This window comes from Nostoc sp. DedQUE09 (assembly GCF_034530915.1).
Taxonomy (GTDB): Bacteria; Cyanobacteriota; Cyanobacteriia; order Cyanobacteriales; family Nostocaceae; genus Nostoc.
Window position 1 is genome coordinate 24,562 of record NZ_JAVRCE010000026.1, and the last position, 13,217, is coordinate 37,778.

The window sequence follows — 13,217 nt, forward strand, 5'->3', positions numbered from 1 at the left end:
GAAGTGGCAGTAAGTTTTTCCCCTCTGCCCCTCTGCTCCCCTGCTCCTCTACTCCCCTGCTTCCCTGCCTCTTCTCCATGCCCAATTCCCAATTTTTATTTAGTTTTGGGTAAAGGTTGACCAAACTCGATTACCTGGGGTTCGGGATCGTTGGGGATTGTTGGAACAGGAAATTCCGACACCCCGAAAGGAGGAATGTTATTTAAATTGCCGGGTTGATTTGGGAAAGAAGGAGGGGGAAGACTCAAAGCAGGTTGTTGAGAGGGAGAGGATGGATTTGGATTTAAAGGAGGTACGGTGACAAAAGGCTGCCCTGAGTTAGTAGTAATTGTTGAGGGCAGTTCATTGGATGGAGGCGGAACTGTGAGTAAGGGAGATTGTGGGTTAGTAGTTACGGGTAGGTTACTAGGCGGCTTTTGGAGTGTTTGAGGTTGTTTTTTGGCTGAAGGTGCCGACTTTCCTGGTTTTACAGCAGTAGTTTTACCAGAAATAACCGGACGTAACACCCAGCGAGTGGAATTTTTTCGGGAAACGGGTTGCAATTGTACCTTTTTGGGATTAAAAACAGCCCCTGCTGCTAAATCTAAGACAATACGTGTATCGTTTGCGTTTAGCTGAGAAATACGAATGCTTTTGATTGCTCCAGAATAATTTTGTTGGGTGGTAACTTTGCCTAACTTAGTATTCGGTAAATCTACAACCAAACGAGAGGGTTGAGCTAAGTAGAAATAACGAGGGGTTGTGCCTGCTGAAAGGGTGATTTCGAGTTGCTGTGTCTTAGGAGAAAAACGCCAATTATTCAGCTTTGCCCCTGGTGTAGCAGCAGTGGTGAAAGTTTCGAGGGCGATCGCTGCATAAAAGCCTAATATACTGATGCTAAATAGCTGCTTGCCCCATTGATAAAATTGCTTAGTTTTTAGTCCCTGATCCATTCTGTTTATTTGCTCCATAAAACCCATACAATGCGCTCACATTGCTGTTTACTTCGCGCTTCCAATCCCGTAGACGCGATGAATCGCCTCTCTACCAATCCCCCAATTCAATTAGCTTTTTGGGGCACAGCAGTAAATTTCAGAGTTTGTGGAATGCCCTTTACGGTTAATTGACCTGTCATATTACCTTGATCCACAAGTTGCATTTGAATTGTGACTGAGTTCAGAGGATCGTTTTGGGGACGAGGAATATTACAAAGTATTGATTTACCAACTTTTCCAGATAAATTTAATTGTTGATTTCTGAAGATGCCTGCCAGAGAGTGCTTTTCGTCAGTGTCGGCGTTAGCGTTTGCCGGTAATACAGAGGCATTTAAGTAAATACCTGACTGCTCAATGTTTAACGTCAGAGTATCCGATTTTTCACAGTTAGGCAAATTCTCCGCTAGGGTTAGCCGATAGCGACCGTTAACTGGCAAAGGAGCCTTGAGATTGTTTTCTCCGTACACACTGACAGTTTTAAACAACAGTAGCACCGAACTTATTGCTACTCCGTAAAAAGCCAAAGATTTCAAGTTGAAATGATTCATGTTCTCAGTTCCTCAATGTTGGCTCTTGACTACTAACATCAGGAAGCATGGAAGCCAGATGAGCGGTGACTTGACTGTAACGGCGAGCGATTAGCAGGGAAGAGGAACATTGAATGGCTAGTTGATCTGTATATCTTCCCAATGTTTGACGCTCGATACCCCAAGTACGGCTAGTGCCTGCAATTGTTAGGTCTACATTTTTTGAGGCTTCGACTACAGCTTGGATTGGATCTGGAGCTTGGACAATTTTGATTTCGATGCGATCGCGTACACTACTCGGTAATTGCTCCATCATCGTATTTAACTCGTAACTCAATTCATCTTTGAGGTGATTTTCGGATACAACCTGCAAAACCTGTAATATACAAGTTTCACGGTTAATTAGCAGTCTCAGAGCTAGTGTTAATGCCAAATCATCATGAATATTTGCCGAATAAGGCACCAACAAGCTTTCTAAGCGATCGCTTCCTCTATCCACAAACACTGCAACATCGACTGGCGCAGTAGTGAGCATTTGACCAACTCTTCCACCTAAGTGGTTGCTAATAAAAGCTGGGCGATGCCATCCCACAAGAATTAGATCAACTTGTTTGAGTGCGGCAATCTGTGCAGTTTCCCGTGCGACATTACTAGATATGCGAATGATGGGATGCACGTGAGAGCGTATTTCTACTGGTTCGAGAGTATTAATCAATTCTTCTAGTTGCTGGCGGCGCTGGGCAATTAATCGGTCTGCTTCAACTGGTGTACTTTCAAAGGCGTAATCTTCTTCAAATTCAATCAAGCTCAGAGGGTTAACAACAGCAGGATATCGGAAGTTGAGGGCAATGTTTGCTGCCAACTGTACCAAGCCTTTTTGGGTACTCGGATTCGCCACTGGCACCAAAATTCGGTAGGGACGAATCAAAGTTTCGGCATCAGTAGCGCTGGTAGCTGTTTGTGCTTCTAACTCCGGTTCCACCACATCTAACCTGATCAGCTTTTTCGGATATGTCCATTCCAGCAATGGCGAGGTCATGAAGGTAGTTACCAATGCCATAATTACCAGCATGGTAAATATTAAGGGGGAAATTACCCCTAACTCTAAACCAATGTTTAGCACTATCAGTTCGGTTAAACCGCGCGTATTCATTAACCAACCAAGTGCTGAGGCTTCCCGTTTACTAACGCCACTGACACGAGCTGCTACATAAGTACCAACATACTTGCCTGCGATCGCTACAGCTAAAACCAACCCACACAAAAGCCACAATTCGGGACGGTTGAGCAACCCAATCTGCGTTTTTAAGCCACTGTAGGCAAAAAATATGGGCAGCAAGAAAATTAGGACAAAATCTTCCGTTTTTATTGCCAATTCTCGCACTAAATCTTCATTTTTGGGCATGGCTGCTCCCAGCAAAAATGCTCCAAAAATTAAGTGAATCCCAATTAGTTCGGTGATTAGCGCCGACGCAACTACTGCCATATAAATCCCAGCTAGCAGTAATTGGCTGAGTCGTCCCGCGCGGAGGTAGTGTTTGGCAAGGCGTTGCAGGAACCAACGACCTGCGGTCAACATCAAGCCGATATAAACTATACTGGCGATAATTGTGGGTACAGCACCAGCAAAGTCACCAGTTCGCGCAACTGCGATCGCAACTGCCAACAGACACCAAGCTGTGACATCATCCACTGCTGCACAAGTTAACGCCAACGTTCCTAAACGCGTTCCTTGTAAATTGTTTTCAGTAATGATTCGCGCCAACACAGGAAAAGCAGTAATCGACATCGCTGCCCCTAAAAATAAAGCAAAAGCGGTGAATGATACACTTGCATTAGAAACTAGGGGATAAAGTATCACCGCTAGCAATGTTCCTAGAGAAAACGGCACCAAAATGCTGACATGAGAAGTTAAAACTGCTACTTCTAATTGGCCGCCGAGATATTTGGGATTTAGTTCTAGCCCGATCAGAAACATGAAAAATATTAGTCCCACCTGAGACAAAACATTCAGAAAAGGAAAAGTTTCTGGTGGAAACAAGCTAACTGCTAGATGGGGAGCAACTAAACCAAATAAAGATGGGCCGAGCATAATTCCGGCGACAATTTCACCAATTACTAGCGGTTGCTTAATAGAACGGAATGCTAGCCCTACTAGCCGTGAAAGTCCAATAACAATCAGCACCTCAACCAGAACGAGAATAACTATGTGCATGGTTTCCTCAAAATTAACTATCTGGTTTCCCTAGGATAATTCTTTAAAATACTAGAAAATGTCAAGCTTGTTAGATACAACCAAGAATAATTTGTGCTTCCTTGTTATATTAATTATTGTTACGATGCAGTCGCAGCCGTTATGGATAAGCAAGTTAGTAGTAAGGACTTTAGTCCTTAATTTCCTCAGCACTAAAGCCCTTACTACAAACTTTTCATTACTAGCTTGATAAAGTACTAGATACTTAATGAATCTAATATTTAATTTTGCTTAAGAAGAAGATTTTTCATAGCTTGTACCGTGCAACAAGAAGGCAATCAGTGGTGATGCCATCAGGGTAGTAATGACTGCCATAATAACCATTATAGTGAATAAAGTTGGGGTAATTATACCCTGTTCTAGACCAATATTGAGGATGATTAACTCCATCAAACCACGAGCATTCATTAAAGCGCCAATAGTTGCAGATTCACGCCAATTTCCCCCTGTTAATTTTGCAGCTAACATACAAGCAACACCTTTACCGAGAATTGCGATCGCAATAATTAATAGCGTCACTCCCCATAAAGTAGGTGTGTTTACCAATCCAATTTGAGTATTTAATCCAGAGAAAACAAAAAAGATCGGTAACAAAAAAGAAGTAGTTAAAAATTCCGTATATTGGCGAATTTGTTGAGCAAATTCTCCGCGTGGTGTCACTGCTCCCAACACAAAAGCACCGAATATTGCATAGATACCTGTAACATCGGTAAACCATGCACAAAACATCAAAATTATCAACATTAAAGTCAGGGTTTGTCTGTTCACACCTTCGCGTTTTGTCATGCGTGTGAATTCTTTCAGTAGAGGTTGACCGAGAAAAATCGCAAATAGCACATAGCAAATGCCACCACCAATCGCTAATATGGCAATGCTTAGAGAATTTTTCACGCTAGCAAGCACAATCGCCAACAAACACCAAGCAACTGCATCATCTACCGATGCTGCACCTAAAGCCAAAGTACCAAAGCGAGTTTGTGTCAGACCGCGTTCGTAAAGAATACGAGCTAACATTGGAAAAGCCGTAATTGTCATCGATGCACCCAGATACAAAGCGGCTGACCAAGGCATAACTTTTGGTTGAAAAAAATCGCCATTATGATAAAACCAAAAAGATGCGATCGCTCCTAAAATAAAAGGAGTGATAATCCCAGCCGCAGATAGTAAACTTGCACTTTTAATATGATGTTTTAAGAGTTTGGTATTAAACTCTAAACCAATCAAAAACATATAAATTGCCAACCCAATCTGGCTAATAGCATATAAAATCGACATCGATGGATTGGGTATCTTGAGTCCGACAGCAGTGATGATAGGAAGTTTAGGAAATAGCCATTGCTGAAAATCTGGTGCAATCAATCCTAAAAGTGATGGCCCTAGCATTACACCTGCGATCATTTCGCAAACAACATCGGTTTGACCAAGATAGCGGCGTCCTATAATCGTGACAATGCGACAAGTGGTTAAAATAACTGTGAGTTGTAGAAATAGCCGAATAACCAGATCAAAATTTGACATTGCACTTCCTTAATTTACGTCTCTGCATTGAAGAATCTCTCCAGATTCTAAAGTTTGTCCTGTTTTACTCATATATGACTACTACATCAGCACAAATGCCAATTTTGTAAACAGAAAAAATAGCTGTTTGTAATTTGATGAGATACAACAGGTAATGCGTTGCTTTGGTTTCCAAAGTCATTTTGTTCTTAAAAACGTACACGACTGTACGTCAATACAACATATTGCATCCAAACTAAAACCGCCATATATAATTTTTTATAATTTGTTAATTTGCGATTTATAACCCAATACGGTTCAGTTAAGGGTTATTGGTGTAAATAATTGGTCTTTCAAGACGCGATAAATCGCGTCTCTACATTAGGGTTTTGGGCTGATCTGAACTGTATTTATTTATAACCTCATCTATTGGCACAATCGACTGTAGGAACGTACATTTGTGTGTCCCTACCCTACGATTTAATTACCTGAAAATTACAGTAATTTTTAATTAACCTAGTTTTGATAATTTTAGATTTTACAGCTGACTTTTCACGTTATGTGGAAAAGCGCACAAAAAACCTAACGCTCTAACCCCCAACACGTCGCGGGAAGGGGGAAAATTTAAAGTCTCTCTCCTAAAAGGAGAGAGACTTAGAGAGAGGTTTTCCAGATACCGTAAAAAGTCAGATTTTACAACCACTCTCCACCCCGAAAACGCCAACGAGGGAAGATAATTCGCATCAGGCTTTGGGAACTAATAAAAACTGCTAGCCACACGATGCTATAGTGCAATAAAAAAGCTCCTGGCGAAAGTTCTTCTTTCGGTAAAGGTATTGGCAATAAGCCAAATACTTTGACTCCAAAAAATATAAATATTAATTCCCATATACCAGCTAAGAGTTGATAAGCTGCGGGCCAATCTCTATCCCAACGGGATTTTTGTAGATAGTCATAAAGTACATCCCAACCTAAGCCAAAAATGGCGACATAAGCAAGTATCCAAAAATAAACCGAGTTAGTACCAGGGCCAATCCAACCTATTGCAAATGGCAAAGATACGAGTACGCCGACAGTTGCCAGTAATAATAATCGAGTTTGCCAGCGACCAAATAAAGTTGGCGTCATAGGAGTGCTGAGTGCTGAGTGCTGAGTGCTGAGTTAGGAGTTAGGAGTTAGGAGTAATGGATAATATAGAGAAATTAGAGTTTTTATAAATATATTTTGACTCGCTTCATTAAAAAATTAGGAAAATTGTGGTGCTTTTGCGAGGATGGCCAATACGAGAATATTGGCTATCCCTAAAACACCAATACATCTATATTATTAGGATGATTTTAGGTGATAATCAAATTGAGAATGGTAAGCTGTATTAGCAAAGTCCATTGTTCGCGTAGCGTCTGTCTGCGACACGCTGCGCGAACGTAAAGAAGGTATGGCATTCCAATTGATTACATCTTCTAACAAAGCTTGATAACCTAGTGTATTAGGATGAAGTCCATCTTCACTCAAGCGTTTTAGCCGCCAACTTTCACCGCGTTCCATCCATTGCTCAAAAATATCCAAATAGGGAATCTGCCGTTTGCTGCAAGCAATGCGAGTTGCTTCTTTGTAGCGGTACTGGTCGGCATGATTGTAGTAAAAACAATCTAAAAATGGCATCTTGGCTTCATTCACTGGCACCATGCCCACGAATAACACAGGACACAGTTGTTGTGCTAAATCTAGCAAAGACGCAATTTCTTTTTCAAACAATGTAAAATCTGTGTAACTTCGACCATCGGGACGCGCCAATCGGGCTGAGTCATTTACGCCTACGGATAAAATAATCAAGTCGGGGACACGATTTCGCAATTCACCCCGGTGGCGAAATTCAACTTCTAGCCTTTGGGCTACTTGTTGCGTGCGATCGCCTCTTACCCCTAAATTATAAAGAATATGACCGGCACTATCCGGCAACATCCACCATCGCCGTAGTTGCTCAATCCAGCCTCCTTTTTCCGGGTCGCCGAATCCATAAATTAAGCTGTCCCCCAGTGCGACAATCTTCATAGGCTGAAAGTGATTTGGTGGTACAGACAGCTGCATTGAGGAAGAAGCGAGAAATGTGTGCATTTAACGACTATATTTTATATCTTTACAAGATTCTATACATTTCTATACCATAGATGGCTATCTTTAGTGTTCAAGCATCTATGGAGTTTTTGCTTATTGATATAGTTGTAAGGTTAATATTGCCGCATTTTAGCCTCTGTACGAAAGAATCAGCATGAAAATTGAACCGCAGAGGCGCAGAGGCGCAGAGGAAGAGAAAAGAGGGAAATTGCACTCAAAATTTTCGCCCTTTTGGATTTATGACAAAAGGGCGAAAATTTTATTTTTGGGATGTCGGGAATTCTGCTGGGCAATTCCACGGACATGATATACAGCAGAATTCAGGAGTCAGAATTCAGAATGGGCTACGCCCCGCTGCGCTAACAGAAGTAAAACAAGCTTTGTACCTGGCTTTGAGACTAGCTTGTGTATTTCGTCAATTTGAAATACGCTGTCATCCCTTTTTTGTTACTCTGGGCAGATAAAAATTGCAGCTAAATGATGAAACTCAGATTTAGTCAAGAGATTAACGATCGCAAACTCAACAGAAACCTTCAAAGGAAGCTCTATGGGTAAAATTAATTCTGGGCAAGGATCGCAGATTATTCTTTGCCAAAAGTAACAAAAGAGGGGTCATACCATTTCACGAAATTATTGATACAAATCACTATTCTTGCTCCCCCTGCTCCCCCTGCAAGAATCTGTATCAATAGACCTGCCTTGAAAATAGAGGCTGAAACAACGCAAAATCGTTCCAAGATCATTTTTATTGTTCCTTGTGAGCGCAGCTCATGGAGTCTCTTGCAAAAATATATTTTTGCACTCTTAGGGAAAAGGTTAAAGGGAAAGGATTTTAAGTTTTTTACCCTTTTACCCTTCCCCTTTTCCCCGACAAATGCCAAGAAGTCTAATCTTAAAACGAAACGGTATCAGTCCTCATCTACAGACGGATAACTAGTGCAGTTACATCAATCGCTAAAACTAAACACTCACTTACCAATTGGTTTGTCAAAAAAGTTGACATAAGTAGTTATCTTGTAATACAGTATAATACAAAAGTAATGAGTTAGATTAAAAAGACTTCCTCGACACTACAGTGGAAATATAATTACCATTTGTACGCAATTAGCTGATATTACGAGAAAAAATTTTAAAAACTTCCTACTTAACACAAAATAACTTAATTAACGCTGCATAACCGATAAATATGGATTTTGACTATTTTAGAAGCAATGAAGGCACTCCTACAAATAATACTCGGCAAAGCTTACTTGCTTACGGTTGGCGACCGTTTAATCGAGAATTAGACTGGGGGTTTTTGTGGCAACTATTGTACAGTGACTCCCACGAATTAAGTCAAAAAAGTTTGAATTTAGTGAGTAATGTTGCTGATGTTTTAGGACGAAACAATTATGCTTGGTGGGCTAATTTATTAAGTGTTGTATCTGATAATACCCGTTACGAAGTTGAGAAGTTTTGGAATTACATCACGCCAGATCCTCAATCACCAGATCATCGCTACAAAGATGTTTTGAGTACGGAAACGCCTATAGTCCAAATTGTCAGTCGTAGTAGTATTCCGATTGATTATGTTCTGAATCGACTGCAAGAAATTACTGTACTGCGAGTTTTAGGTGTGTTGGGTAATCCTGATATTATTACCCAGTATTTCTCAGAAAGAGATTTTTACTTTCCTATAGATAAATTTGTTAGCTGGGAACGCCTAGACGTTATTAATACTGTTTACGCTTACTGGTCTAAGTATGACATTTGGTTGCAAATTGATCCCTACGATCGCGGGCGACGACAATATAGTTTAATGGCGAAAAATCTCGCGCCACTAATTAACAAAGCAACTTACGACTTAGCAGTGATGCTGAGTGGATATCAAAGTCGTGTAGGCAAAGTTCATAGTCAATTTAACATTCGGACATTTCCCGCAGATATCCAAAACTTTACTGATTCTGTACAGCAAGCGATTCTGAATCAAAACCAGTTAGCGGTTGTTGTACATGGACAGCCAGGTACTGGTAAAACAGTCTGGACACAGGCAGTAGCAAAAGAAATTCTTGTACCTTTAGGGTATGTAATTTTTATTTTAGATCATGATGCGATCGCTAATTTTGTCCCCCCGACTTACATAGAGCGTATTTGTATCGTTATTAATGAAGCTGATAATCTAGCGCAAAATCGTGCTTCGGAGGTAGCGCAATACAATAATAAAACAGAACACATTCTGAGTTTGCTGGATGGCACTTTGTATCAGAGTGTAATTGATGACTCTGGTATTCAGATGCAGCAACGGTTAGTTATCTTGATGACTTGTAACACTACAGAAAGATTAGATCCAGCCATGTTACGTAAAGGTAGGGTGGATTTAATATATGAGTTTACACAACTATTTGTTTGAAATCCACTTTCACCACAGTTTCACCTGTTTTTGCGATACAAGCTGATGCTCTCTGCGCCAAGCTTGCGGAGGTAAACCATGATGTTGGCGAAACTGACGGGAGAAATGAGACACATCCTGATAGCCCAATGCTTTCGCTATCTTCTCGACTGTCTCATTATTATTTTGGAGTAAAAAACAAGCTTGCGCCATCCGGCGTTTGACAATCCAGCAGTTTACAGTCTCTCCACTTGTCTCCTTTACTCGGTTAGTTAAGTAAGCTGATGAGTAACCAACAGCAACAGCCACATCACATAAAGTAATTCCTTCATGATAATGGGCTTCGATAAAGTCGAAAACTTCTTTTAATTGGGGAATGCTGGGAAAGATTGACTTAGGAGGAATATTGGCTTCTTTATTAGAGGCGACGGCAACACTGGCAGCGATCGCTGGAGTATCATCTGTAAATGCTGATGATTTTGGAGCTTTCTCGGATTTAATAGAACACCAGTACTGAAAATTAGCTTGCTTTTCCAAGCGAGTAGCGATCGCTCTGAGCAATTCATCTAGTGTTGAGGGTTTGGTAAGATAATCATCTGCTCCCAATTCCATAGCTTTGCGAACATCTGCTTTAGTACTACTGCCAGTCAGAAAAATGAAAGGAATAATTGCTGTCAGAGGATCTTGGCGTAGTGTAGTTAAAACGTTATAACCATCCATATCAGGCATTGTGATATCGCAAATTACTAAGTCTGGTACATCTTTTTGTGCTTGTTGGATACCAGCCCGACCATTTTTAGCGCCTATCATATCAAAACCCTTAGCCTCAAGACCCTTTAAATAAAGATTGCGGGTAACGCTATCATCTTCAATGACGAGAATTTTCTTAGACGATTCATACATAATTTTCTATTACAATAAATTTTTGCAGGAGCTAATTACTAGACTCTTTGGTGAGTATCTAAATAGGAATGAAATTAATTAACTCGTTCCGAGAGTTATGATTATTAAGTTTTTAATTAACAACTATCTTCATTTCAAAACTCATAACTCAAAACAGCTAAATTCTGATTTGATTAATGGCAGCATTACAGTAAACGTACTGCCAACATCAACTTCACTTTCTACAGAAACTTGACCATGATGTAAATCTACAAGAGTTTTAAGAATCGATAGTCCTAGTCCAGTACCAGGTATATGGTCGATATTACTTCCACGGTAAAATGGCTCAAATATTCGTTGTTGATCTACTGCTGAAATACCTATCCCCCTATCTTTTACTTGGAAAATTAATTTCTCATTTTTGCAAGATAGTTCTAAATTAATTGCCTCACTCGAGGGAGAATACTTAATCGCGTTATCAAGCAAATTCTTCAAAATCGGCTCTAACAGTTTTTTATCTATATAGGCTATTAGAGAGCTATCTTGACTTACAAAATTTATGGGGTTTTGGCTAAGATTCATCTGCATTTGTGCAACTAAATCCTCACACAACTGAACTAACTCAAGCGGTTTTGGTTCAAAATTTAATTTTGCTGATTCTGCCTTAGAAAAGAACAAAATATCATCCAACATCAGACTCAATTGTTCAGTAGCTTTTTGAATGTGATCGAGTAATGGTTGGATTTTCTTCTGTGTACGTTTGTCTACTTCTTCTTTAAGTAAACTATTAGAAAATGAAACAATATTCAGTGGGGTTCGGAATTGATGGCAAACCATAGCAAGAAAACGCGCTCTAAGTTCGCTAAGTTGTTTGGCTTGTTCTAAAGCTTGGTTCAGACCTAGTTCTGCATATTTGTAATCGGTAATATCGATACCTGCAATTAGTTCGACTGGTTTTCCTCCAAAATCCAGCCCTCCATCAAGCTTGGCAACTGCACAAGCTAGCCAGCGCTCCGTGCCGTTTTTTGTTAAGATATTCATCTCCTGGTATTCAAAGCCAGCGGCTTCATCCTGCTTACGTACTTGCCTGGGTTTTTTGCTCTTAATTAGTCGGCGAAGATCAAAACCTGTTAGTAGTTCCTCTTTTGTGTAACCAGTGAGTTGCTCTACTGCCGGATTTATATAGCAAAGCCGCGTGCCTTGAATCAGAAAAGTGCTGGCATCTGTGGTTTCTGCTAAAGTCCGAAATCTAGTTGCGTTCAGTCGTAATGCTTCTTCAGTCTGTTTCGATGCAGTAATGTCCCAAATACTCCACACTCTCCCAATAATTTTGCCCTCAAGCAAGTGAGGTTTAGAATAGTGTGCGAAAACTCTCCCATCTTTCAACTCTAGAATGTCATAGCTCTCGAAATCAGATTGACTAGAGACTTCCCAAATCAGCCGACTAAAGGTTTGTGGATCTTTAAGTTGGTTCTCAAAAAAGGCTTTGCATCGAGGACATTTCTTAGATAGTATTAGGGACTCTGGGATCTGCCACATGTCGACAAATTTCTGATTCAAGCTCAGAATATCTCCCTCAAAGTTAACTGCAACAATACCAATGGCTGTAGACTCAAGAGTAGAACGAAGTAAAGAAAGAGATGTTTCTAGTTCTACTTCTTTGTCTTTGAGTTGAGAAAATTCTTGTTGCAAATTATCTTTGGCATCTCTTAATCCATCAGTCCACTTTTGTACGCTTAATTCTACTATTTCATCAGTTTTCTCACGAGCAAAGGCACAGCTAAATTCCATATCTTGGTGTTTTACATAGTTCATGGATATTTCTACCAGAAATATCCGACCTCCTTTTGTCCGATAGCGAGATTTAAATGTAAGAGAACCCTGTGAGCTAATATCTGACCAATCATGCAGCGAAAAATCTACATCTATATCATGTAGACTCATAGAAAGTAATTCCTCACGGGAATACTCAGTCATCAGGCAAGTGGCATCGTTGACGTAAAGAAACTGCGCGTTTATTCCTAAACAGAAGGCAGCATCTACAGCGTGATTTATTAGGAAGTGAGCAAACTTCATCTCTATTTCTGGTTGTAGTGCCCATTGATTATTTGATCTAGCTAGTGTATATTCGCCAGAATTCATATTCATGCTTCCTCTTGGTAATCAATCAGCACCATGTCCATTAATGAGTTAATAATCATAACTTACTGAAATCTTTGGTGTAGTGCTCGACTGTTAAAAAATGAAATTAGTTAGTATATTACTAGGAAATATTACTAATTACCTTAACAAAACTTATCATACTAACCAATAAAACGCAAATTGTTGAACCCAATATTCCTAAAACAACTAAATATTTTAAAAACATATTCTGGACTTAAGCAGCTTTTTATAGCAATCTTAAGATTGAGACGAATAAAATCTAGATTAGCCAATCAACCTTATTAGATTAAAGTTTTGAACTTTTAATCTATGGGTAGAAAAGATATTTTAAATTTAAACTCGCTTTGCACCAGAACTAATTCATAGACATTTCTACAAACAAATTAATTATGCGTTATCAAGAACTCTTGTAGAGACGTAGCAGTACTACGTCTCTA

At 39.9% G+C, this 13,217-nt stretch carries 10 protein-coding genes; 2 read left to right on the forward strand and 8 right to left on the reverse strand.

What is annotated here, in order from left to right; all coding sequences use genetic code 11:
- Positions 1–95 precede the first annotated feature (95 nt).
- The 6 genes from RMY27_RS17720 to RMY27_RS17745 all read right to left on the reverse strand — a co-directional run bounded on the left by RMY27_RS17720 (position 96) and on the right by RMY27_RS17745 (position 7,367).
- Positions 96–932, reverse strand: a complete 837-nt coding sequence (locus tag RMY27_RS17720; protein ID WP_322665378.1) for an AMIN domain-containing protein — start codon at positions 930–932, stop codon at positions 96–98.
- A gap of 107 nt (positions 933–1,039) precedes the next feature.
- Positions 1,040–1,522, reverse strand: coding sequence for a hypothetical protein (locus RMY27_RS17725; RefSeq protein WP_322665380.1), 483 nt, complete (start codon positions 1,520–1,522; stop codon positions 1,040–1,042).
- Positions 1,523–1,526: 4 nt separating this feature from the next.
- Positions 1,527–3,716 (reverse strand): cation:proton antiporter, encoded by a 2,190-nt coding sequence (locus RMY27_RS17730; protein WP_322665382.1) that lies wholly within the window; start codon positions 3,714–3,716, stop codon positions 1,527–1,529.
- A 270-nt stretch (positions 3,717–3,986) separates the two neighbouring features.
- Positions 3,987–5,273, reverse strand: a complete 1,287-nt coding sequence (locus RMY27_RS17735; RefSeq protein WP_322665383.1) for a cation:proton antiporter — start codon at positions 5,271–5,273, stop codon at positions 3,987–3,989.
- Positions 5,274–5,945: 672 nt separating this feature from the next.
- On the reverse strand, positions 5,946–6,380 hold the full coding sequence (locus tag RMY27_RS17740) for a hypothetical protein (protein WP_322665385.1): 435 nt from the start codon (positions 6,378–6,380) through the stop codon (positions 5,946–5,948).
- A gap of 198 nt (positions 6,381–6,578) precedes the next feature.
- Positions 6,579–7,367, reverse strand: a complete 789-nt coding sequence (locus tag RMY27_RS17745; RefSeq protein WP_322665387.1) for a GDSL-type esterase/lipase family protein — start codon at positions 7,365–7,367, stop codon at positions 6,579–6,581.
- A gap of 239 nt (positions 7,368–7,606) precedes the next feature.
- Here RMY27_RS17745 and RMY27_RS17750 point away from each other — a divergent pair, with 239 nt between their 5' ends.
- Both RMY27_RS17750 and RMY27_RS17755 read left to right on the forward strand, forming a co-directional pair.
- Positions 7,607–7,831 (forward strand): hypothetical protein, encoded by a 225-nt coding sequence (locus tag RMY27_RS17750; RefSeq protein WP_322665389.1) that lies wholly within the window; start codon positions 7,607–7,609, stop codon positions 7,829–7,831.
- A gap of 722 nt (positions 7,832–8,553) precedes the next feature.
- Complete coding sequence (locus tag RMY27_RS17755; protein ID WP_322665391.1) at positions 8,554–9,756, forward strand: AAA family ATPase; 1,203 nt, start codon at positions 8,554–8,556, stop codon at positions 9,754–9,756.
- Between the two features lie 9 nt (positions 9,757–9,765).
- Here the strand turns inward: RMY27_RS17755 and RMY27_RS17760 are convergent, their stop codons facing one another.
- Together RMY27_RS17760 and RMY27_RS17765 are read right to left on the reverse strand one after the other, a co-directional pair.
- On the reverse strand, positions 9,766–10,638 hold the full coding sequence (locus RMY27_RS17760) for a response regulator transcription factor (protein ID WP_322665393.1): 873 nt from the start codon (positions 10,636–10,638) through the stop codon (positions 9,766–9,768).
- A 141-nt stretch (positions 10,639–10,779) separates the two neighbouring features.
- Positions 10,780–12,759, reverse strand: coding sequence for a scytonemin biosynthesis sensor histidine kinase (locus RMY27_RS17765; protein ID WP_322665394.1), 1,980 nt, complete (start codon positions 12,757–12,759; stop codon positions 10,780–10,782).
- Between the last annotated feature and the right edge of the window lie 458 nt (positions 12,760–13,217).